Origin of the sequence: Coprococcus aceti, assembly GCF_025567285.1 — a bacterium.
GTDB classification, from domain to species: domain Bacteria; phylum Bacillota; class Clostridia; order Lachnospirales; family Lachnospiraceae; genus Coprococcus; species Coprococcus aceti.
Genome location: NZ_JAOQJT010000003.1, coordinates 36,544 through 59,962, shown reverse-complemented (window position 1 = coordinate 59,962; position 23,419 = coordinate 36,544). Strand labels below are relative to the sequence as shown.

At 44.8% G+C, this 23,419-nt stretch carries 25 protein-coding genes; 2 read left to right on the top strand and 23 right to left on the bottom strand.

Annotated features, from left to right (window positions below; genetic code table 11):
• Nucleotides 1-6: 6 nt before the first annotated feature.
• The 8 genes from truA to OCV54_RS05115 all read right to left on the bottom strand — a co-directional run bounded on the left by truA (nt 7) and on the right by OCV54_RS05115 (nt 8,065).
• On the bottom strand, nt 7-750 hold the full coding sequence (truA, locus tag OCV54_RS05150) for a tRNA pseudouridine(38-40) synthase TruA (RefSeq protein WP_055222922.1): 744 nt from the start codon (nt 748-750) through the stop codon (nt 7-9).
• Nucleotides 744-1,388, bottom strand: coding sequence for a sugar O-acetyltransferase (locus OCV54_RS05145; protein ID WP_055222920.1), 645 nt, complete (start codon nt 1,386-1,388; stop codon nt 744-746). Before OCV54_RS05145 ends, truA begins: the two co-directional genes overlap by 7 nt.
• Before the next feature lie 369 nt (nt 1,389-1,757).
• On the bottom strand, nt 1,758-2,504 hold the full coding sequence (gene trhA, locus OCV54_RS05140) for a PAQR family membrane homeostasis protein TrhA (protein WP_055222918.1): 747 nt from the start codon (nt 2,502-2,504) through the stop codon (nt 1,758-1,760).
• Nucleotides 2,505-2,626: 122 nt separating this feature from the next.
• Nucleotides 2,627-4,225 (bottom strand): putative ABC transporter permease subunit, encoded by a 1,599-nt coding sequence (locus OCV54_RS05135; RefSeq protein WP_055222916.1) that lies wholly within the window; start codon nt 4,223-4,225, stop codon nt 2,627-2,629.
• On the bottom strand, nt 4,222-4,932 hold the full coding sequence (locus tag OCV54_RS05130) for an ABC transporter ATP-binding protein (RefSeq protein ID WP_055222914.1): 711 nt from the start codon (nt 4,930-4,932) through the stop codon (nt 4,222-4,224). Before OCV54_RS05130 ends, OCV54_RS05135 begins: the two co-directional genes overlap by 4 nt.
• Nucleotides 4,933-4,992: 60 nt before the next feature.
• Nucleotides 4,993-6,435, bottom strand: coding sequence for an MATE family efflux transporter (locus OCV54_RS05125; RefSeq protein WP_055222912.1), 1,443 nt, complete (start codon nt 6,433-6,435; stop codon nt 4,993-4,995).
• Nucleotides 6,436-6,642: 207 nt separating this feature from the next.
• A complete protein-coding gene (locus OCV54_RS05120; protein ID WP_015533581.1) occupies nt 6,643-7,191 on the bottom strand; it encodes a hypothetical protein in 549 nt (182 codons plus the stop codon).
• Nucleotides 7,192-7,225: 34 nt separating this feature from the next.
• Nucleotides 7,226-8,065, bottom strand: a complete 840-nt coding sequence (locus tag OCV54_RS05115) for an ATP-binding protein (RefSeq protein ID WP_055147605.1) — start codon at nt 8,063-8,065, stop codon at nt 7,226-7,228.
• A 145-nt stretch (nt 8,066-8,210) separates the two neighbouring features.
• Between OCV54_RS05115 and OCV54_RS05110 the strand changes: the two genes are divergently transcribed.
• Nucleotides 8,211-8,897, top strand: coding sequence for a Crp/Fnr family transcriptional regulator (locus tag OCV54_RS05110; protein WP_055222910.1), 687 nt, complete (start codon nt 8,211-8,213; stop codon nt 8,895-8,897).
• 103 nt (nt 8,898-9,000) lie between these two features.
• On the top strand, nt 9,001-9,237 hold the full coding sequence (locus OCV54_RS05105) for a hypothetical protein (protein ID WP_015533578.1): 237 nt from the start codon (nt 9,001-9,003) through the stop codon (nt 9,235-9,237).
• An 89-nt stretch (nt 9,238-9,326) separates the two neighbouring features.
• Here OCV54_RS05105 and OCV54_RS05100 read toward each other — a convergent pair whose 3' ends face one another.
• From OCV54_RS05100 to OCV54_RS05030, 15 genes are all read right to left on the bottom strand, one after another.
• Nucleotides 9,327-11,060 (bottom strand): ABC transporter ATP-binding protein, encoded by a 1,734-nt coding sequence (locus OCV54_RS05100; RefSeq protein WP_055222908.1) that lies wholly within the window; start codon nt 11,058-11,060, stop codon nt 9,327-9,329.
• Nucleotide 11,061: 1 nt separating this feature from the next.
• Nucleotides 11,062-12,825, bottom strand: coding sequence for an ABC transporter ATP-binding protein (locus OCV54_RS05095; RefSeq protein WP_055222906.1), 1,764 nt, complete (start codon nt 12,823-12,825; stop codon nt 11,062-11,064).
• A 123-nt stretch (nt 12,826-12,948) separates the two neighbouring features.
• Nucleotides 12,949-13,578: a TetR/AcrR family transcriptional regulator gene (locus OCV54_RS05090; protein WP_055147614.1), complete on the bottom strand. Its 630-nt coding sequence runs from the start codon at nt 13,576-13,578 to the stop codon at nt 12,949-12,951.
• A 249-nt stretch (nt 13,579-13,827) separates the two neighbouring features.
• A complete protein-coding gene (locus OCV54_RS05085) occupies nt 13,828-14,028 on the bottom strand; it encodes a hypothetical protein (RefSeq protein ID WP_071849520.1) in 201 nt (66 codons plus the stop codon).
• The gene (locus tag OCV54_RS05080) at nt 14,000-15,151 is read right to left on the bottom strand and encodes a DNA/RNA non-specific endonuclease (RefSeq protein WP_055222903.1); all 1,152 of its coding nucleotides are present in this window, start codon (nt 15,149-15,151) and stop codon (nt 14,000-14,002) included. Before OCV54_RS05080 ends, OCV54_RS05085 begins: the two co-directional genes overlap by 29 nt.
• Before the next feature lie 257 nt (nt 15,152-15,408).
• Nucleotides 15,409-15,867, bottom strand: coding sequence for a ferritin-like domain-containing protein (locus OCV54_RS05075; protein WP_055147620.1), 459 nt, complete (start codon nt 15,865-15,867; stop codon nt 15,409-15,411).
• Between the two features lie 222 nt (nt 15,868-16,089).
• Nucleotides 16,090-16,887: a DUF3169 family protein gene (locus OCV54_RS05070; protein ID WP_262563262.1), complete on the bottom strand. Its 798-nt coding sequence runs from the start codon at nt 16,885-16,887 to the stop codon at nt 16,090-16,092.
• A 37-nt stretch (nt 16,888-16,924) separates the two neighbouring features.
• Entirely contained in the window at nt 16,925-17,134 is a 210-nt protein-coding gene (locus OCV54_RS05065; protein WP_055222898.1) for a helix-turn-helix transcriptional regulator, read from the bottom strand.
• A gap of 50 nt (nt 17,135-17,184) precedes the next feature.
• Complete coding sequence (locus tag OCV54_RS05060; RefSeq protein ID WP_242859629.1) at nt 17,185-17,997, bottom strand: glycine zipper domain-containing protein; 813 nt, start codon at nt 17,995-17,997, stop codon at nt 17,185-17,187.
• A 261-nt stretch (nt 17,998-18,258) separates the two neighbouring features.
• The gene (locus OCV54_RS05055) at nt 18,259-19,788 is read right to left on the bottom strand and encodes a glycoside hydrolase family 32 protein (RefSeq protein WP_082431264.1); all 1,530 of its coding nucleotides are present in this window, start codon (nt 19,786-19,788) and stop codon (nt 18,259-18,261) included.
• A 326-nt stretch (nt 19,789-20,114) separates the two neighbouring features.
• Nucleotides 20,115-21,308, bottom strand: a complete 1,194-nt coding sequence (locus OCV54_RS05050) for a site-specific integrase (RefSeq protein ID WP_021388559.1) — start codon at nt 21,306-21,308, stop codon at nt 20,115-20,117.
• A gap of 79 nt (nt 21,309-21,387) precedes the next feature.
• On the bottom strand, nt 21,388-21,591 hold the full coding sequence (locus tag OCV54_RS05045) for an excisionase (RefSeq protein WP_009905235.1): 204 nt from the start codon (nt 21,589-21,591) through the stop codon (nt 21,388-21,390).
• 418 nt (nt 21,592-22,009) lie between these two features.
• Nucleotides 22,010-22,267, bottom strand: a complete 258-nt coding sequence (locus OCV54_RS05040) for a helix-turn-helix domain-containing protein (protein WP_055222897.1) — start codon at nt 22,265-22,267, stop codon at nt 22,010-22,012.
• A complete protein-coding gene (locus tag OCV54_RS05035; protein WP_055222895.1) occupies nt 22,248-22,688 on the bottom strand; it encodes an RNA polymerase sigma factor in 441 nt (146 codons plus the stop codon). Before OCV54_RS05035 ends, OCV54_RS05040 begins: the two co-directional genes overlap by 20 nt.
• 456 nt (nt 22,689-23,144) lie before the next feature.
• Entirely contained in the window at nt 23,145-23,408 is a 264-nt protein-coding gene (locus OCV54_RS05030) for a hypothetical protein (RefSeq protein WP_009904718.1), read from the bottom strand.
• Between the last annotated feature and the right edge of the window lie 11 nt (nt 23,409-23,419).

The window sequence follows — 23,419 nt, the reverse complement described above, 5'->3', positions numbered from 1 at the left end:
TTGTATTCAGTCATATTCCACCTTCATCAGGCAAAGTCCATGTGGAGGCGCCGTAGGCCCCGCCAGCTGCCTGTCCATCCCGGCTATGATCTCAGGAATATGCTCCGCACTCATATTCCCATATCCAACATCTACCAGTGTTCCGGTCAGTATCCTCACCATGTTCTGCAAAAAGCCATTTCCATGGAATCTCATGTGGACGTAGTCTCCCTCCTTGACTATATCCACATCGTATATGGTTCTGACCGTGGATTTCTTCATCTTATTGTTGCCACAAAAAGATCTGAAATCATGCTTTCCGACAAGATACGATGCAGCCTTTTTCATCACATCCACATCAAGTGCACTGCCCTGCGGCACACACCACACATAATTTCTGTCAAATACAGGTTTCTCAGCACCTACATACAGCGTGTATTCGTAGACTTTACCGGTTGCATTCAACCTTGCATGAAACCTGTCCCCGGCCACAGCAACATCAAGCGCGCAGATATCCGCAGGCAGATATCTGTTCAGATAATCTTTTATCTCTTCCGGAGTCTTATCTGTTTCTAGCCTTCCGTTCGCCACCATGGCTCTGGCATGCACTCCCGCATCAGTCCTGCCTGCACCATGGATGTCGACCTTTGCGTCGACCATCCTGGTGAGGACCGCCTCTATTCGCCCCTCCACTGTATCCGCATTTGTCTTGCTCTCCCAGCCGTGATAACGTGTGCCATCATAGCTGAAAGTAAATCTGTAATTTACCATATGTCCTCTCCAGGGACCTGCTCGCCTGTGTCTGCCTCAAATTCCTTTACCTGTTCAAGCCAATATTGCTTATCTTTTTCTGTTATCGGTCTTATGACTTTACATGGATTTCCAGCAGCTATCACACCATCCGGAATATCCTTTGTGACAACCGCCCCTGAGCCTATGACAACATTTGAACCTATGGTCACACCCGGATTGATGACCGTATTGCCGCCGATCCATACATTATCGCCTATTGTGACCGGCTTGCCAAGCTCCACACCGGCATTTCTGATCATCGCATCTATCGGATGACTTGCGCAGTATATATTGACCCTTGGTCCCAGAAATGCATGATCTCCAATGATGACGTCACACTGATCCAGAACTATCAGCCCTGTATTTGCATAGAAATAGTCTCCCACATGTATATTTGTTCCATAGTCGCAGTAAAATGGCGGCTCTATGTAACACTCCTTTCCCATGTGTGCGAATAATTTTCCAAGATACTCGCCGGTTCTTGTCATTGTCTCAGACCTCGGAGCACCATTGAACTTATCAACCAGATCCTTCGCCTTCCCCTCTGGATCCCAGTCCACACATTTATATAACTTGCCAGCTTTCATTCTGCCAAACATTTTCTCTACTCTATCCATAGAATTTTCTCCTCGTATTATAATATTTACTCATCATGTTTATATCTGACTAAAAGATACCATTCTTTATGGCTGCAATCAACCGCAAATATAATTACTCGTAAATCGAATCCAATATAAGCAATAAACTGCTATCGTTAACAGAAAAACTGCTCTCCAGATATTATAATAAGCCGCGTGCCTGTATTCTGAATCGATAGCGTAATCGACTGAACTTCAGCGCTTATTGCCGGAGCGGCGCGCACAAACGCCCTTATCGTGCGCAGAGCGCAGTGCAAATATAAGCAAGCTGAAGTGACGGAAGATTAGTGTGATTCAGAATACAGGCACACGGCTTATTATGTCTGGAGAGCATTTTTTCGTCCGTCCTCAATACACATAAAGGTACATCCCAAACCAATGCAGCGCAGCCCCCAGCATCACAAAGATATGCCAGATAAAGTGCGCCCCCTTGGTGTCCTTCACAAATGGAATCATGCCAAGCGTATAGACAATACCACCGCCCACGATCCATCCCAGAAGCGGCTTGTCATTTCTGAACCAGCCCGGAATGAACATGATAGCACTCCATCCGATAACGAAGTACAGCGTATAGTGTATCGGTCTGAACCTGCCCGGTCCGAACACACATATGATGGTGATCCCCGCTATTATGAGCGCCCACTGCACACAGAACAACACTATTCCAAGCACATTTCCCCAGTACACAAGGTACAGCGGAGCAAATGTTCCGCCTATCAGCAGATATATCGAGGAATAGTCAAATCTTCTCCAGAGCCGCTTGACTACCAGACCGGATTTGTATGAGTGATACAGACAGCTCATGAGAAACATCAATATCAGTGATATTCCATAAAAACACGATGCCATCACTTTGAGTCCTGTGTCTGACTTCAGGAGAAGAAGGACAAAGCCGGCTATGGCAAGCCCTGCTCCTATTCCGTGGGTAACAGCATTTCCCACCTCCTCGAGAACGGTGAGCTTTGGCGGCTCATTCAGTTCCCTGTAGTGCTGCCTTTTTGCTCTTTTTGCCTCTTTCTTCTCTTCTTTGCTTTTCTCTTTGTCCAGTTCAGCTTTCTGCTGACTGCTCATGTCTGAATTCTTGATTTGTGCCATATTTTAATTTTGAACTTCTTTCTATCTATAATTTATACTGCTATCTATAATCTACACTGTCTTACAACCGCAGTCTCCAGCTCCCGTGCAGAGTACAGCCCTGGGATCATCATCGCAGACCGCTAAAGTGCCTCAAACACCTGCACCCCGCGTCTCTTCAGCCATATCCTAAACAAAACTGCAGCGGCTGCCGTCAATGCAGTGCTTATTGCTAGATACATTGTCGCTCCGGTAAAACCTCCGAATAACAAATATCCCACCACAAGTACAATAATATATACAAAATTCGATAAAATAGCAACAAGTACACCCATGCTCTGCTTCACGACCGATGCTTCCGACGTCCAGTCAAGCTTTGGCATCTTGAGATTGACTGCAAGCCCTATGTATGCAGTCAGGCACACATAAAGACATGGTATCAGTAACATCATCACGCCATCTACAAGTGATGGTGTCACAAAAACAAGCATCACTATATCAAGGATCAGCGCCGGAATCAGGGTAAGTATCACATGCATCCTCAGTTTTGCCCTAAGTATCTGCCACGATGTGACTGGAAGCGAACGCACGATCCAAAGATTCTTTCCCTCCAGAGATATCGATGGTGCAGTCAGATCATTCATCGACGCGGCGGCACATACGGCTATACACGCCCCAATTATAAGTACACCATCCGGTAGTCCGGGAGTTTTCGTAATCATATCTACTACATACTGTCCTTTAACAAGACAAACCACTGCCATAGCGATCATTATCAATGTCCCCAGGGAACAGTTGAGCATATATACGGCAGATGCTGCCAGTCTTTTGAACTCTTTCTGAAGAAGTGCTGCATCCTGGCTCTGCGCCTTTGCAGCTTTTATTATATTCTTCCTTTTTGTATGTCCGGCTTTTGTCGTCACGATTCCGATGAATGTTCTCTCAAGTACCAGCCACACTGCAAGAGAGATGATCAATGTGCCTGTTGCCACAAACGCCAGCTGCAATCCATCTCCTGTAGCCGCACGACCAATTGAATAGAGCGGATATGCAGCACCTTTTATCTTTGCACTGTATTCTCCGCTGTTTGCCAGGATCTTTGAGAGCAGCTTATTTGCATTCATGTATACAGCATAATATGCGGCTATAAATGCCAGTGACAATACAACTGTCACAAAGCTCTTATTTCTGGTCTTATTGCCTATCTTCCCCACTACCCAGCCAAGTATACATGAGAGCACCAGTATGACAAATGTCAGAAGAACCAGTACTATAATAGATGACACGACCGGCCACACACCGGGATGGGCTACTATTCCATATACTATGATACCGGGAACCATGGCGGTCACGGCGAACATCGCACCCATGATGTACACTCCTGACAGTCTTGCAAATAATATAGCCCTGACCGGGATGGGCAGTGACAGCATCAGGTCATTGTCTTTTGCCTGATACAAGCTCGCATATGTATTGAACACACTTCCTAATATACCGATGGTCAACGCCATCATAGACATCATCGCCATGTACATCCAATCAAGCCCCGCAGAACAAAGCGGCTCACACACCGAATATGCCTCCATTCCGAACATGGCTCCCATACAGCCCTGCAGCACTGCCACATAACTGATGATACCCAGAACTACAGCACCTTTGGATCTGGACTTTCCAGTCTTCCGGTCAACGAAAAATCCACTGAACAGCATCTTAAGCTGTTTCTTCATCAATATCCTTATCATGACTCACCCTCCAGATCAAGGAACACGGATTCAAGTGACTCGTCTCCCTTCACCTGCTCCATTATGCCCGCCTTCACCAGTCGTCCGCCTTTTATGATCGCCACTTTATCGCACAGCTTTTCTGCGACTTCCAATACATGTGTGGAGAAGAATATCGCCCCTCCGTCATCGCACATTTTTCTCATCATCTGCTTGAGTATATGGGAAGCCTTTGGATCGAGTCCGACAAACGGTTCATCCATGATGACAAGTTTCGGCTCATGTATCCATGCTGATATGATTGCCAGTTTCTGCTTCATACCATGGGAATACTCGGATATCAGCTGTCCTAGGTTGTCTTTTATCTCAAATGCGTCAGCATATTTGTCTATGAGCTCGTCCCTGACTTCCTCCGGCACGTCAAATATATCTGCTATAAAATTCAAATATCCGATTCCGGTCATAAAATCATACATATCTGGATTGTCAGGAATATATGCCATCTGTTTCTTGCATTCCAGCGGTTTTTCCTTTATGGACACACCATCTATAAGGATATCTCCCTCCTCAAAATTCAGGATCCCTGTACACGCTTTTACAGTGGTTGTCTTACCTGCCCCGTTGTGTCCGATGAAACCATATATCTCCCCCGGCATTATATGTAGGCTTAGATTGTCCACCGCCAACTTATCTCCATATCTCTTTGTGAGATTTTTTATTTGCAGCATATTATTTTCTCCTTTTTCAAAACAGGGGACGGAGGTACCTGACCTCTCCGTCCCCATAGATTATCGCGCTCTATGCTTATTTCGCTTCATCCTGCCCCTGAACTCATCAAGTGCCGCGCGACCAGGTCCCGTCATAGGTTTGATCCACCTTCCTTTTAACAAGTACGGTGTCAGTATGACAAATCTCAGAAGTTCATCCGTGTAAACAAATGAGAACACTGCGAGGAATGGCAGCTTGAGCACCATTCCTGCTACCCATGTAGCCGGGACCGAAAACAACATCAGTCCACTGATCTCCATAACTGTTCCAACGATGGCCTCACCGCCTGCACGGAAGCACTCGTTCTGTATATAGCAGCATGTTCTGACTGCTCCGAAGAACAGATATATTATAAGCATATACTTTGTGTACATCATCGCCTCAGCCCCGAGTCCAAACAATCCAAACAGCGGATTGTGCAGCAGCATCGTGATGAGCACAATTGTGAATGTGATGGCAGGACATACCAGTGCAGCTCTCTTGGCATAGGAAAGTCCCCTGTCCAGATTACCCGCGCCAACTTCATTTCCCACGGCAACGCTGGACGCATTTGCCAGACCACCAAAGAATGCATATACAAACCCTTCACATACACGGAATGCAGCCATGGCGGCTATGGCGGAATCACTCTGATGTCCCATGACAACGTTGATTATCATCTGGCCCACGCCATAGAGGATCTCGTTGCATACGATCGGGAATGCCTTGGACGCATAGGACTTCACAAATCCCATATCAATATCAAATGCCTTTCGCGCACTGAACTTTATCTCATGCCTGCTCTTTGCAAGATACAGAATGAGCAGCGCTATGTTCACGATACCAGACACCAGTGTACCTATAGCCGCACCAGCAACTCCCATCTTGGGAGCACCAAATTTACCATAGATCAACACAAAATTTATACAAAAGTTGAGTAAAAGTGAGATGACCGAGCATACCAGTGGCACCTTCACCCTCTCCGTTGACTTAAGGAGTGCTGTAATTATTGCGGCAAATACCTGAAGCGGATAAGACCATCCAACTATTCTCATATATGGCTTCGCAAGTGCTATGATCTCTACTTTATCTGTATATATTCCAAGTATCCACCCCGGTGCAGCCACAGTCACCACCGCAAATGCTATTCCAAATATTCCCGCACATATGATCGCCAGACCAAATGCCTTGTTCATTCCCTCTGGATCCTTGGCACCCCAGTATTGAGACATGAACAGAAGGGAGCAGCTGACAAATCCCCAATATGTTGAAAACAAAAGTGATCCTATCTGTGCACACACGCCAACCGCCGCAACGGCGATCTCGCCCTCACTTCCTATCATGATGGTATCAACCATACTAGCGGTGGTCGCCAGCAGATTCTGCATCGCAATAGGCACAGCAAGCACAGCCAGCATTCTGGCAAATTCTTTCCATGTCACCTTTTTATTATTTTTTACAAAGCCCGTAGCAGCACTTCCCATTTTTGTTACCTTTTCCTGTTATTATCTCTTTCATCATTTAATTTGATGCGTCCGATTATTGTACTCCCGAATAATTGTATTTGCAATGGCTTTATACCTGTAGTATGAAGTATTTTCTTATTAATTTTAACAGGCGCACCACTTTTATTCCATCTGTGATGCGCCAAGCCTTGTTATTTTCAAGTATTATATTTTTGTGTGCCATTGTTACATACTGTTGTTGGTTGACAAATCTTCAAGCTCACGCTCTACTCTCTCAAGCTCGCCGTCACTCCAGTTCTCCCCCAGTGCAAATACTGCCCTGCACACACTGAAGTTCACCTCGCCATCTGCGTTGATCTCCCCGGAGATCACTCTGTGGGATATCTTCTGAAGTGTGGAAAGTATGTCTATCCGCACGTCCGATATGACAGAAGGCTCTGCCACATTGCCATCTCTATTGCCTTCCTCGTGCTCTGTCCGTTCTTCTCTGTACACGCTCTCCCAGTCATAATCTGCAGTCCTGCCACATGGTGCACCGCATACACTGCAGTCAGGGACAATTGTATGCTTATCAGCATGCACCCTTGCGATCATCGCCTTCATGTCTGCATCAGAGATGCCAAGAGCAATATCAGACATGTGCAAACCTTCTATTATTATGTTATTTGTATCATCAGTCACATGCATCATCCCATCAGTGGCTCTCACCAGCCCTATCAGAGCACCGACCAGACGACTGCCTGTCTCAGTTGTAATTCTTATTTTATCTTCCATTGTCTTTACCTTTCATGGTGCTGTGAAGAGAATGTCAGTCAAGAATTCTTCCATCTATTGATATTGTTGCAACCTGCCATGGGATAAACTTGCCGCTGTCCTGAAGTGCCTTCTTCGCAGCCATCTCCAGTCCTCCACAACAAGGAACCTCCATACGGACTATTGTAACACTTTGTATGTCATTTCGCCTGATAATCTCTGTAAGTTTCTCTGAATAATCGACACTGTCAAGTTTCGGACAGCCGATCAGAGTCACATGTCCCTTTATGAATTTCTCGTGGAACGATGCATAGGCATAGGCTGTACAGTCCGCCGCTATAAGCAACTTTGCACCATCAAAGTATGGCGCATTTACCGGGGCAAGTTTGATCTGCACCGGCCACTGTGTGAGCTGGCTCGGGCGCTCATAATTATATATGTCACCCGCCTGCTGATTGACTGTTTTATCAGTTGTATTCTGTACGCATTCTACTGCTGCCTGTTCATATGAGCTTGCCTGTACTGCTTCACCTGAAGCTGCTGCCGGTCTCCTGAATATGCTTCTCGCCATGGAACCAGGGCAACCGGAGTGTGCCGGACTTTTTTCATGCATCACTCCTGAGCCAACCATATTTCTGGATTTTTCTGCATCGAGTCTTGCCTGTTTGTTTGCCACGACTGCCGCCTCATCATACGCAGCCGCCTCTCTCTCCACAAATGTTATGGCTCCTGTAGGACACGACGGCAGGCAGTCGCCAAGTCCATCACAATAATCGTCTCTGAGCAGCTTTGCTTTGCCGTTTACCATGCCTATAGCACCCTCATGGCACGCATTTGCACAGGCTCCACATCCATTACACTTGTCCTCGTCTATCTGTATAACTCTTCTTATCATATATATTTCCTCCAATCTTTTTCCTGCTTTTAACGTCATTATATTCAGTCAGAACATTTGTGTATGTTGAATTTTCAACATAAAAATGTTATACTTTTCAGGGACAATCCTTGTGACAAAAGAAGCGTCCCCACTAAGAGGTAATATGAACAAATACATGGACACATTATTGAAATCCAGTCTTTTTTCCAGTATCACCGCTGATGACGTTGACTCCGTACTGGACTGTCTGGGTGCAATCATCAAAAAATACCAAAAAAATGAGTGTATTCTCATGGCTGGCAACACAACAGAATATATAGGATTGCTGCTTACAGGCAAAGCGATAGTCATCCAGGAGGATTACTGGGGTGGTCGAAGCGTCATGTCTGCCATCCTGCCCGGACACACGTTTGCGGAATCATATGCCTGTACCCCTGGCTCCGTACTCGACGTCAACGTATATGCTGAAGCTGCAAGTTCTGTATTGTTTCTGAATGTTCAAAAAATGCTCACCACCTGCCCGGTAACATGTGGCAGACATAATCAGATGATAAGAAATCTCCTGTGCGATCTCGCCGGCAAGAACCTGAAGCTCGGCGAAAAATCAAAGCACATGAGCCAGAAAACAACCAGGGATAAGTTGCTCTCCTACCTGTCATCGGAGATGCACAGACATGGCAGCAACGAATTTGATATACCATTTTCCAGACAGCAGCTCGCTGACTTTCTGTCCGTGGACCGCAGTGGACTGTCTACTGAACTTGGCAGGATGAAGACTGATGGGCTGATCGACTTCCACAAATCTCATTTTGTTCTTAAGTCTCCTGCCCAGGGGTGGACTGATGTGTGATGTTGATGTATCATGTAATTAACTGTTCAGGGAAATTCATTACAGATGGGGGATTTTCCCTGATTCAGGATTTATCAATATAATATGATCAGGAGGGATTTCAATGAAACCAATGAAAACTATCAAAGACGGATGGAACAAATTCACTGTTGTCGTAAAGGATAAAGACTACTCAACAAGAGAGGCCGTGCTTTTCGCTATCTGCACATTCCTCACAGGGCTTGTGCTCGGAATGCTCTGCTCTCCTAGAAAGAGCCAGACATTTGGCTCATACAACGGCAACTGCAGCGATGGCGGCTGTAACTGCGACTGCGATTATGATGAGGACGATTTTGAGTAGGCTGCGAACTGATAACTAATATCCCAAAGCAAAAGACAGGTGTCGATTATCTGACACCTGTCTTCTGTGTTTCACAGGATACATTTCACTTATATCTTCCAGCTAACTGCCAGTTCTCTCGAATCCACAAATCTTCTGTAGATTCCGTCCTGCTTCATGAGTTCTTCGTGGGTTCCCTTCTGGGCTATTCTTCCCTGATCCACCACTACTATCTGATCCGCATGTCTTACGGTCTTGAGTCTGTGGGCGATCATGATGATCGTCTTCTCCTTTGTCAAAGCGTCCACTGCAAGAGTAAGCTCCTTCTCGTTCTCAGGATCGACATTTGCAGTCGCCTCGTCAAGGATGATGATAGGTGAATCCTTCATGATGGCGCGGGCTATGGATATTCTCTGTTTCTCACCGCCTGAGAGGGTTGCACCGCCCTCACCGATCACAGTGTTGTAACCGTCAGGAAGCTTGCTGATGAAGTCATGGCAGCACGCCTTCTTTGCAGCCTCCACAACCTCTTCATGGGTTGCCTCCGGCCTTCCGAACTTGATGTTGTTCTCTATGGTATCAGCAAAGAGATATACATTCTGGAATACAAATGAGAAGTTGTTCATGAGACTGTTCATGCTGTAATCCTTAACATTTGTTCCGCCCAGGGTTATCTCACCCGAATCCACATCCCAGAATCTGGCGATCAGATTGCACAGGGTTGTCTTTCCACCGCCAGATGGTCCGACGATCGCCGTCGTTGTCTTCTCCGGTATGGTGAGTGAGATTCCGTCTATTATCTTTCTCTTGTCGTAAGAGAACTCTATATTCTTAACCTCTATATCGTGATTTTCTGGATTGAGTTCCTTTCCATCTATATCCATTGTGTCAAGTCCGAGCACTACATTTGCCTTGTCTACGCACACACTGACCACATGTATCAGTGATGAAAATGTTCCCATGGTCTCAAGGCCCCCGTAGAGCATGAATGCCGCGATCGACATACCCACAGCATACAGAACGCTCATGCTGCCATTTATATAGAAATAAGCCGAAAGACCTATTATTGCAGCTCCGGTGAGTTTTGTCACAACGCTCTGAAGGAAATGATATGGAACATAGGCAAGCTCCATTTTTACATTTGCCCTGACGCAGGCTTCATTTGCCGCATTGAGTCTCTTCGTCTGCTTGCCGATGAGGTTGTAGGACTTGACCTCCGATATGCCCTGTATGTACTCCATGATCTGGTTTATGAGCTCAGTGTCACAGTCAATCTTCGCCGAAGATGCCTGCTTGCCGGCATTCTGCATCACCGTGTTTATCACAAGGAATATGGCAACTCCTGCAAATGATACCAGCGCGATCCTCCAGTCGCAGAGCAGGATCATGAGTATGATCATGGATGTCTCGAGAAGTCCCTGGGTCGTGAGCATGACTACTCTCGTAGCCACATCTCCCAGATTCTCCATGGTATTTGTCGTAACTGATGCGATCTCACCTATGCTGTTGGAATTGAAATATCCCATAGGCACATATCTGAGGTGCTCCGCCATCTCTATACGCTTGAATGCCGCTGTGGTGTAGCCGCCCTCTGTCTGCAGCACGGTCGACGACATCTTGCACAGTATTCCAACTACGATCGATACCGCCATGATGGCTATTGAACCAAGTATATATTTTCCAAGGTCTTTTCCTTCTATAACGCCCATGAGGACACACATTATAGCCGGGATCTTCAGTGCCGATGCCAGTGCATCTATCAGGCTTATCACTATTGAACGCTTGAACTTGCGGCTGTTTTCCTTACCTGAGAACAGGAAGAACTTTTTTAATACTCCAAACATATTACTCGCCCTCCTTTTCATCGCCTGCCGTATCCTTGACCGAGATGTGCGCCTGCCACATATCCCTGTAAAGTGTGCATTTGCTAAGAAGCTCCTCATGTGTTCCGTGAGCCTCCACATTTCCTGCATTTACCACAAATATCTGATCCGCATCCTTGATGGTGGAAAGTCTGTGGGCTATGACTATCAGCGTCTTACCCGCCACAAGCTTGGCGATAGAGCTCTGAAGTATGGCCTCATTCTCCGGATAGGTGTAGGCTGTTGCCTCATCCAGTATAACTATCGGCGCGTCCTTCAGCATCGCCCTGGCGATGGATATCCTCTGTCTCTCACCGCCCGACAAATGTCCACCTGCACCGCCGACCACGGTGTCAAATCCGTTCTCAAGGTTCATGATGAAGTCGTAGCAACCACTCTTTCTGGCTACCTCCTCGACCTCGGCGTCCGTGGCATCCGGTCTTCCCTGTCTTATGTTGTTCCTGACTGTCTCGTTGAACAGGTAATTATCCTGTGACACATACGCAAGCCTGTCGTTGAAATCCGCCAGCGCGATATCCTTTATGTCCACGCCTCCGATCTCTATGCTTCCGCTGTTCACATCCCACAGTGAAGCTATCAGCTTGGCTATTGTAGACTTTCCGCTTCCCGACGGACCGACTATCGCATTTACCGTTCCCGCCTTTATATCCATGCTCACGCCGTGGAGTATCTCCTTGTCGTGATAGCCAAATGTAATATCTGTAACCTTTATTCCATTGTCCTTCGGCTGTGCCTTTGTTCGCTCAGGTCTCACAAGCTCCGGCTGCTCCAGGATTCCTGTCACCTCTCCGATGACTGTCGACAGCTTGCCTAAGTCATCGGTGTATGAACCGATGGTGAGCAGCGGGCCGACTATTCCAAGTGAGAGGATGATACACACAACGAAATCCGCTGTGGTGAGCGAACCATTTGACACATAGCGCGCACCTATCGGAAGGACCGTTGCAAGTGTGTACGGTGTGATGACGAACATGGCTGCTTGGAAGAATGAGCACTTCTTCATCCAGTTGATATACGAGTCTGCGTTCTCCTTTGCCGCCTTTGTGAACTTGGCATATGAGCTCTCTGTCTTGCCAAATGCCTTGATGACCTCAATTCCATCTATGTACTCCACTGCTGCGTCGTTCAGCGCCTTGGTCTTCTCAACTGTCCTGTTGTAGTTCTCCTGGAAATCGATCATCATGCCCATGTACGTTGCAAATCCAACGACTATCGGGATAAATGAGAACAACGCCAGTCTCCAGTCAACCATGAAAAAATACACGATGACAATGATAGGCGCCAGCAGGTTGGATGTAAACTCAGGCACAACATGTGCCAGAGTCGTCTCTATGCTGTCTATTCTCTCCACCATGATGTTCTTGAATGATCCCGATGGAGTGTCCTTCACATATCCAAGCGGCACCCTTGCAAGCTTGTCACAGCATGACTTTCTGATATTTGCAAGCACGGTAAATGTCGCCTTGTGGGAACATGCCGTTGATACGCTGTGGCAAAGCTCTGCAAGTATAAATGATCCCGCTATGATAAGAGCCTTCACCATATATTCCCTGAGATCCTTATCCCCGTCAAGGAACATCCTGACCACGTCCGCAATGATGAAATACGGAACTATCTTGAATACTACATTGATAACCGCCAAAATGACGCTCCACACATAGGATGACTTCTTCTGCCCCGCCCATGTGAGGACCCAGCTCACCGCTGATTTCTTTTTTTCTTCCACTTTTTCTCCTCCTTATATCTTGAGCAAAAACTTGTTCGTTTTCACTTATTTGCATTAGTTTCACCTAACCTCATAGTTTAAAATTATGCGGTTCGGTATTTTACCTTGCCGCATACCTACTGACTACTCCGGAAACTGCACCTTCCATAGTCTCTCCCAGCCTCCGGTGTAGAACTTCTTGAGCTTGCCGACATTCTCTATCGCAGTCTCACGATCCATGTCGTGTTCTATGATCTGGAATATCGCCGAAAAAAAGCCACTATATATCATATGACAAAGGCTGTCGCTTATGTCCGGCACATTTATACCGGCTCTGTGCATCTCATCCACATACTGCTTTGAAGATCTCATCTCACGGCCTACCAGATTATGTATCATATCTCCATACTTCTCATTGTCACTGCACCGCAGTAAAAGTTTGAAATTATCATAATGATCATACACATAATTAACCATCTGATCCATTCCGTTTCCGGATGCGCTTGCCATATTCTCAGTCTGCTTCTCTGGTGGCAGGCTCTGAAACTCCTCAAGAACGCTGTCATATATCCCATATAGCTCCTCCACATACGGATCTATCAGCGCATCAAAAAGTGCCTCCTTTGTAGGATAATATTTATAGAATGCACCTGTTGTAAGTCCGGCATCTTTCACAATGCTTCTGAGCGATGTCCCTGCAAATCCATACTCAAGGAAATGATTCAGTGCTGTTTTCAAAATATTTTGTCTTGTGTTCTCTGCTTTTTCTGTCATAAAGACTCCTCTCCCGTTTAATATGCCTCGCTTCTGACCGAAACAGATTCCAAATGCAAGTGCCATACCAACCATCAGACACGCGCAAATATAACAGTGTTATATTACACTGTTATATTTTATATATAATCCCCCTGTTGTCAAGTGCTGTTTTGATATTTTTTCAGCCATATCAAATTTTTGATAAAATATGCGTTTTACCCTTATAAAAACAACCACCTGATATACAATACGATATCAAGTGATTGTCTAATTAGTTTTTCTCTCTTCTTCTCTGCTCCCTTGTCTTATTCTTTTCTCTATCTCCACACTCTTCATATACTCAAGACCTACCTCTCCATCTTTCTTAACTGCGGTCACTATCCGATGAAGCTCTCTCCTAATTTGTTCTGAGTGTATCAGAATCCCAAGCAAAGTCCAACTACGGATTGCAGTTCTTACAAGGTTCATATCCCTCAGATATAAGCTCGTCCCTTGTGGTCGTTCTCTCAGATTTATTCGCTTCCTTCATCTGTTTCACACTCCTGCATGATGGCTTATGAAACTTACCGGTGTTGGTGTTGACTATGTATGTATCCTCATCCGCAGACTCCTTCTGGATCTCCGATGTATCACTGCCAATATCTGACTCCGTATCCTGAGTTTCTCCGATCATTCCAGCTTCTGCTGTCTGGTCATCATCTCCTTTTTCCTCTGATACTTTAGTGCTGGCATTCTCTCCCGGCACCACATAATCCGGATCCGCTTCGCTGTCCCCTGTAGCATAGTCGATTATCACGCCTGGCTGTACATTGTACACATACACATTGAAACTTACTCCTGCGCCTTTATCCTCCACGGACTCCGCCTCCATCTGCACTCCGGACGCAACCAGATTGTCTCCATCGTATACAGGTGTAACCCTGTAAAGCACATGATTTCCAGTACTTTCCACATAATCAGCTACCTCATTTTCAAATGGCAGCATGCCAGTGACATTCAGATATCTGGTTCCAGTTATCAGATTCTTTTCATTTGCATTCTCCCCGGCAAGCTGATATCCGATCAGATGGCAGCGATTATACAGATAATTGCCGTCTATACGATCATTGTATTTAACTGTATGCCACCCTGAAGGCTTTATCATACCGATCTCGCCGCGCTCCTCCGTTGGCATAATCTCCTTACAGATATTGGCATAGGCAACTCCACATCTTCCAAGAAAGTCCAGGTCGCTGTAATTCTCAAATGCCTCCGTCACCATCTCATCCTCACTGAAATAAGGCACATTGCCATTTATCTCATAATATGCCTCTCCCGAATATATGGGAATATCAGCAATCTCCATGCTCGAAGCCTGCTGATCTGCAATATTCTCAGATGCTGCCGCACTGCTTTCAGGTGACGTGTTGCCGGTGTTATCTTTTTTCTCCGCAGCTGTGGTATTCTCTGATTCTGAGGTATCTTCTACAGTCTCCTTCTCATATCCCTTTACCACGGACCTGCTGCCATCCGCAATTTCTGACATACTGCACCCGGACATCAGCAATGCAAATATTGCTACATACAGTACACTGTAAAATTTTCTTTTCACGTCACATTCTCCTCTCTGAAAATGTTATCCCTGCCTATATACATCCTATTAAAATTTAGCTATCTTTTTCCAAAATGTATAATAACATTCTACATTTTGTCATCCGTTTTGTGAATACATCCCCGCATAAAACCTCAATTCAAAACAAAGAGTTTTCACTAGCTGCTTTAACGAATCATTGCAACAAAAAAGAGGATATATACCACATGTGATACATATCCTCCTTACAATTTATGCTCCCTTGTGTAAGCTTTTCCCTACACCATTCCATTTGCGACCTTATACTTGTAGAGCATCTCCGCATGATTCTGCTCCTCGATCTGTATATCCGCCAGAAGCTTTCTCACCGCGCTCTCGCCAAATGCAAATATCTCTCCATTGTACTCGCCTGACACAAGCTTCTCTGTTCCAATACAGTCTGTTGCAAGGAACTCATCATTCTTCTTATCCTCGGAATCGTCCATCATCTTGTATGTCTGCTTTGGCTCATAATCTTTTCCATCGCTGTCATTGCAGTCACACTGTGGAACCTGTCCGTCAAGCACCTGGGTAAGTGAATCATAGTGCTTCTGCTCTTCCTTCTGTATAGTCTGGAACAGATTCTTAAGCTCAGGATCCTTCGCCTGCTCCGCATATCTTCCATATTTCTCCACACAGGACTTCTCCTGTGTCTGAAGATCCTGGATAACTGTTTTCTCTTTTTCCTTTAATATCATAGCAATACTCCTTTCGATTAAAATTCATCCCATCGCATAGATATTATTGTCCAAAATAGTACAGCTCTATTCCTACATCTCTATTTTTTTATATTTTTCTGCCTTCTGGTCATTTATATATATGTATGGCAATGAAAAATCTCAGGACCGTGTCATACAATAAAAGGCGAATGCCCTGCAATTGTCATACAGCCATCCGCCATTATATCACATATATTTATTTTATTTCTGTAGTCTCACAAACTCTCTGCAATAAGCCACATACATTACAATCAACACAAGTCCAACAGCCACTATTGGCATCACTCCTGTGTCAAATGCAAACATGCTCATAAACGTAAGTATCCACATGACAAATCCTGCCTTAATTCCAGTCATAAATCCCTTCTTGGAGGATTTGGCTATCATGATAAGCTCAGCCTCGTCCGATGTGTTCTCCCAGTCACGGCGAAAATGCATATCGAATATATTTCCGCTTTTCTCCGGGTTAAGCTTCTTCTCTTCATCGATGACAAGCTTTTCAACCACACAATACAGTGCCATAGATATCAGAAATACGAGCTCGGACAGCACTGTCAGGAATGTGCCACGCCCATCACTGTACGTCCTGTCCACAGCGTATATACACACCGGAAACAACACAAGTCCAACGAACACGATGACACACGGGAGATATGAGGCAGTCGTGATCCGACTCTCTATATCCACTATCACATCCTCGTTCTCTCCGTCCCAGCCACTGATCGTCCTCTTTATCTTCCCATACATGACAAATGACACCACGAACACCGCCAACATGAGCACTCCATATGCTATAGGCAGCGTATCAGCCACTATCCTCCATATATTATCCCAGTTGATTCCATCCAGTGTATCCTTGTTCACCGCTGCAAGCCTTCCAGCCAGAAACCCTCCAAGCAAACTTACCAGGATCATTATCGCAAATATTATATATATCTTCAGATTACTTTTCTTGTTCACTTTTTTATCAGTATCATTCATCTCATATCCTCTTTTCATTCTATGAATTAACACGACCTTATCCATATGTCAGAAGTCACTCCTCATCTTCCTCATATTGGAAGATATCCTCCACACTGGCACCACACACCTTTGCGATCTTGAGTGCCAGAGTCACCGATGGACTGTAATCTCCCCTCTCTATCTGACTTATCGTCTGCCTCGAGGTCTGCACCAACGCTCCCATCTCCTGCTGGTTTACTCCCAGCTTCGCCCGATATTCCTTCAGCCTGTTGTACAGCGGCATCTATATCACCTCCAGCTTGTTAATCTGTATTGTCATCATAATCAGGTCCATTATCTGTTTATGCCGTCCTCTCCATCAGAGCCCAATCCTTTTATTACATTGTCCGCATCTTCAGCTTCTGCTCTGTCTGCCAGCCCATGCTCTGCATACTTATGTGTGGATGTCCCCCATATCATGGAAAAGCTTATTCCAAAACAGAATCCAATGGAAATTCCAAGCGCCAAATTGTCAAACAGCATTCCATACACTATACCAAGTGCAACACCTATGATAATTCCAAGTGGTGCGCCAGTGGTTTTATCGCGCTTACACACATATATTTTATCCCTCAAAAAGAATCCATCACTCTTATCATCGCCAAATACATCTATCACTTTCTGATACATATTGCCATGTGCAGCCTCCATCATATCTTCCGTCAGATTGTCCACATCAGGATGAATATAATACTTTCTAAGCTTATATATACTTAGCATATCCTTGCCACTCTCTGGTTCAGGCGTCAACGAATCCCTAGCAATCTCTTCTTTCTCAAAAATAAAGCAGCTCCACATCTGCTTGTTTCTGAAGAAACCATACACAGGGAGTCCATTTTCCAGACCTTGGCGGATTTCGCGCTCAAGCTCAGTCATATCACAGATCTCAGCAATAACATCCCCTAGCTTGTGCTTCTTTAACATTCTTTCTGTGATCGGTGTCACGGAATATCCCTTGACCTGTGTCTTCAATTTGTCCACTGGTTGGGAGACGATCATGCCCCCAAACATAGCTTGTAGTGTTTCACAGGTAGATTTCTTATTACCTTTATCCATGCCATTTTCACTTAGATTGTCCTTTTTATTTACACCTTGCTTTTCCCTCATATCCTCATAACTCCATTTTAATTCTTACCACTAAAATCCCATTCCAAATTCAAGCTATATATATTATATATGCCAAATGACAACTATAGTTGTCATTTCTTTTACAATGGAGTATAACAAATGACAAGGAAAGTTGTCAATAACTTTTGACAACTTTCCTTGTCATCTCAATGTTGGAACGGAGGCACCTGAAACCTGGAGAACCGCCAGACTGATGCCTGGCAGTGCAACAACTAAACAATTGAGCAAGATCATCTTTTGTTAAATTATATCATACTTCTCCACATCCACGACTGCCTGTCCCTCACATAACAGCTCTATTCCATCCGCTTCAATAGGTGTATATATCGCCGTGCTCATTGTCATAGCTCCATCATTTACAAACAGCTCTATCGAATTCCTGTCCAGTATAAATCTGAGCTTTATACTATCTTGAGCCTCCTGCTGTTCATCAACCTTTTCCTTGACATCCCCGTAACATTCTGCTGATTTCACGCAGGCCCTTCTGATACACACCACATCTTTCTCAAATCCGGCAAAAGTCCTGTCCATCTCTATTATATTATTTTCTCTGTCATATATAAATCGAGTATAATATCCGCTTCCCTTTGCCAGATTCACGGTAAATCTGCTGTATTTGTTTCCAGTGATTACAAATGTCACATCCAGACTTCTTCCACTTATACCTTCCAGACTACGCCGTCCACTCACTACTTCATCTGAGTACCTGACCATATTAGCATGATACTTCTCTATCTCTCTCACTGGCTTCTGTATCAAGCGTCCATTTTTCAGAGATATCTCCCTCGGAATCGTCATCATTCCCTGCCACTTCTGTCCACCGGGTATCCACAGATTATGCCATGACTGCATCCACGCTATCATTATCCTTCTGCCATCCGGCAAAAGTGTAGTCTGAGGCGCGTAGAAATCTGTTCCATAATCAAGTGATAATGGCTCTCCACCGTCAAATTTCTTCTCACCTTTATCAAATTCTCCAACAAAATAGATAGAATTATTTCCATTGTGGAATTCATATCCCTCTGCCTTCATTCCCGTAGGCGATACGAGAAGTACATGATGATCGTCTAATTTGAAGAAATCAGGGCATTCCCATATGCCGCCCAGATCATCTTCATTCCGTGCAAGGATACTCTCAAATGTCCAGCTTTCCATATCAGCGCTCGAAAGTAGTACCACAAGCCCCTTATTATCCTGATCCACACAGCCTGCAGCCATATAGTATCTGCCATCCTCAAGCCATGCCTTCGGATCTCTGAAATCCGCTCTGCTCAATCCCTCCGGCAGCATATCTCCGGTCACCACCGGGTTATTCTGTATTTTTTTATATGTAACGCCATCACCAACCGCTATGCTCTGGTTCTGCAATACCCCATCACCGTCGGGATTTTTCATAACACTGGTATATATCAGGACATGCTCTCCATCTTTTTCAATGGCCGTACCTGAGAAACAGCCCTCGGCATCATATATCGTATCAGGTGCAATCGCCACAGGAAGCTGCTCCCATCTTATCAAATCGTCACTGACCTGATGCCCCCAATGCATAGGTCCCCATTCCGTACTGTACGGATGATACTGGTAAAACAAATGCACCTTACCATTATACACAGAAAATCCATTCGGATCATTCATCCAACCGACAGGCGGAGTCACATGAAACAACGGTCGCTCATTCTTATCTATTTCATTCTGAGTTTCGTATTTCCTCGATGCAGCAAGTGCCTCGCTAACCACATTTTTTCCCGCCATCTTCCCATTTATATCCATCTCTTTTTCTCCTTTATACTTACATGGTTTATATTTTGCGTTCTTTCAAATAACACATTTAAATCAATAAAAATAGAGACATTTCCACTGTACCATACATAGCATCTCTTGAAAATGTCCCTAAATAAATTTATTTCCTATTTTATAATAAATCACAAAGTAATTTTTGATTATCTTTTCAAAAGTTCTTATATGCCGGTATAGCCTATTGTTACAGGCTTTTCCGGCATTTTTCATTGTGGAAGATACTCTCAAATCTTCTTATATCCCCGTATGTTTTGGTGTTCAAAAGTAGTAGGTGGAGTAGTAAATTCTCCGTTTACTACTTAGGCAATCAGCCGCTTCATTTCTGTTATCGACGTTTCGGAAGTCGTATGCGCGTAATAGTTCAGCGTCATATTGATGTTGGAATGTCCCATGATGTACTGCAATGCCTTTGGGTTCATTCCTGCATTTGCTAACGTGGTGCAGAATGTGTGGCGTAAGGTGTGCGGTGTCATTACCTTTGGCAATGCTACCTTTTGCGTTTTGTTGTATTTCCTTACAAGCCCCCGGAACATACTTTCATAGTTGACTGCCACTTTTGGCAAACCGTTCCGGTTAAGGAACAGAAACTTTGTGTAGCCTTCTAAAATAACAGGCTGTGCATATTTCCGCTTGTTCAGCACCCGCTGAAATGCTTCTAACACTTTTTCACTCATAGGAATAACCCGGTTGCCGCTTTTCGTCTTAGGCGTTTCCACATAGTAGCCCACGTCTGCAATCTTCAAAAGTTGGTGGTCTACATTGATAAGCTGTTTGCCTAAGTCAATGTCAGCTTCCGTCAGTCCGCAGAGTTCCGAAATGCGAAGCCCTGTCCCTAACAGTATGATAATCTCGTCGTAGTATTTCTGATAGACTTTATCATGCTGCACAAAGGACAGAAAAGCCGCTTCCTGCGTAGGGGATAGAGGTTCCTTTGGTTCCGTATCATCTTCAAGGACTGTGTTCAACTGGAAGTCAAATGGATTTTTACGAATACAATCGTCCTGTATGGCTGTGTAAAAGGCAGCCTTTAAGGAACGCTTGTGGTTGTTGATAGTCTTGAAGCCGTAACCTTTTTCTTTCATGCGTAACGCCCATTCCTTTGCGTCGGAGAGCTTCACATTTTCAATCCGGCAGGCTCCAAGTTTATCCTCCTGCAAAATCCGCATGAGCTGTTTTCGCCCCTGCTTTGTACCATGCCGCACATTTGCCCGGTGGCGTATCTGCTTTGCGTAGAGTTGGCAGACCGTCATTTTCTTTCCGATATGGTCGATACCGTCGTCAAGGTCTTTTTGGATTTCTTTCTCTTTTTCCCTCAACGCTATATCGTCGCGCTTTCCTGCCGGGGTTTTGTCCGTAGGCACTAACTTCCAAGAATACACAAACTGCGGTTTCCCAAAGGTATCTATATATTTGTAGGCATATCTCCCGTCTTTTCTCTGGCTCTCTCCGGTGCGGAGAATACGATTTTTATTATCCCGTCTTTTTTCCGACATCGTTATGCTCCTTTCCATAATGGAAAGAGCCTTGATATGCTTGACTATATTGTACCACATTCAAGGCTCGATTTCACTATCAGATTGCGTCCACCGTATCAATCATTTTTTCAAATTGCTTACGCTTAATCTGAATACGGTTTCCGTTCATCATTACCCAGTCCGGGACGGGATTTTCTTCTGCCAGTTTCCGCAGCTTGCTTTCTCCGATACGGAAATATTTTGCTGCCTCTTCTATGGTAAGCGTGTACTTTTCCCAAATCGGCACGTCGTTATTGTTCAATTTGTCGTCCCCCTTTCTTAATGGGTCAAAAATCAATCTGTAACATAGGCTTTAATCGGACGGCTATTAGCGTAACCTCATGGGACTTGCACCCCTCCGGCGGTCTGCCGAAGCCCTACCCATTGCCTGCGACGCTTCTAACGCTCGGACTATGGCTATAAGGAAGTATCATTATGTATTCTGTGCGTTATCGCCCGCAGGCTGCTATCTCTGCTTTACGGTGTGGTATTTCTCGCTCGCTTTTCTATTAAGAGAAAGGTCATGGCGTATCCACCGCATGGCTCGGCACAAAAGGAACGTATCCGATTTGCCTTATACTGCGTCGCCGTTCTATTGCGCCGCTTTCTTTATCAAAGAGCAGAGGGCTGTTCTGCGATATGGAACAGAAAAGGGGGAAGCGCTCCAATACCGCGTTGGTTTATTCAGCCTTAAATGTGAGGATTGCCCTCATCAGTTTTGTTTGCAGCCTTTCGCGTATTTCTTCGTCTACTCCAAAATAAACATTTCCTCGCTCATCATAGAGCTTTCGCATGGAAAGACGGGCTATGTAGCCGCTGAAATGTTGCAATACAATCTTCATTGCGTCCGGGTCGCCCTTTGACGCTGCCAGTATGACAGGATAAGGTACAAGGGTGTTCTCCGGGTACTCGGTCGGTTTACCATTCAATCCATTCATCAGCGTTTTCCTCCAAATATTTTTTTAACTGCTCAAAGGAGCTTGTCCGGCGATACTGTACCGTACTTCTTGAGATATTGAGCTGCTTTCCGATTTCTATATCAGTTAATCCCTCAAAGTAATACAGCAGTACAATTTTGCGCCGTTCTTCGGGTAAAGCCCGGATAGCTTCAAGCAGCAGTTTTGGGGTTATTTCTTTTCCTGCCATTTGATAAGACGGCTCTGCTTCTTCGTCTTGAAAATACTTATCGACGGTATAAAGCTGCCGTTCCTCATGCAAGGCAAGGTCAGAAAAAGTAACCTCCCGAACTCTGCGCCGACGAATTTCTTCATGGGCGTTGCACGCTTCATTGTGCAGCACTGATTTACAGAACTTTTGAAACGCACATTGCTTTTCAAATTCCCTGCGATTAGGTGTCATGGTGTTCACCTCCTTTCTGCCGAAAGGCGGTAGTACCTCCCCTTTTCGCGGGATAATACAGGCGACTTTTTGCTTTGCCAAAAAGAGAGCAAAGTTTTTGAAAAATCTTCTGTAAAATGCAAAATGCGCCTGCCTGCAAAACGCAGATAGGCGCATAGGAAATAACAGCGGTATTTAATTGATTTGACAGTTCATATCTATAACCAGACTTACCCGGTGGTGGAACTGTACTTTTTTTAATGAATGCAACCTATGTATGCTGTATAACAGCAAAGAAATTCCCATAGCGGCAGCCCTCCTAAATGCCGCTAATTTATGTTATAGGTAGCAGTAGACAAAAAGAAGCGGCGGCTTTAAAAATCAAAGCCACCGCTTCAAAGGCGCGTGAAAATGTATCTGCTCTGCGACGGCTTTTTTTCTTTTGCCGTCGTCCGGCAGATATTTAGATTTTAAATTTTAGAAAAGACGTGGGATTATAACCATAAATAATATCCCAAGTAGATAAAAGGCATTTACACCCAATCCAACTTTTACATAAATATCGCGTTGCTGTTTTTTGAGAAATAAGAATAGTGCGTAAAGAAAACTGGCAACAATAAAAACACCGTAACCAATAGCAATAGCTGTTGCATTTGCAGCCGTAGGCTTCCAAACAAATAACATAGTAAGAGGTACAAAAATTGTAACAAGGGATATAATACTTAAAATTTTTTCTTTCATAATGGTTTCCT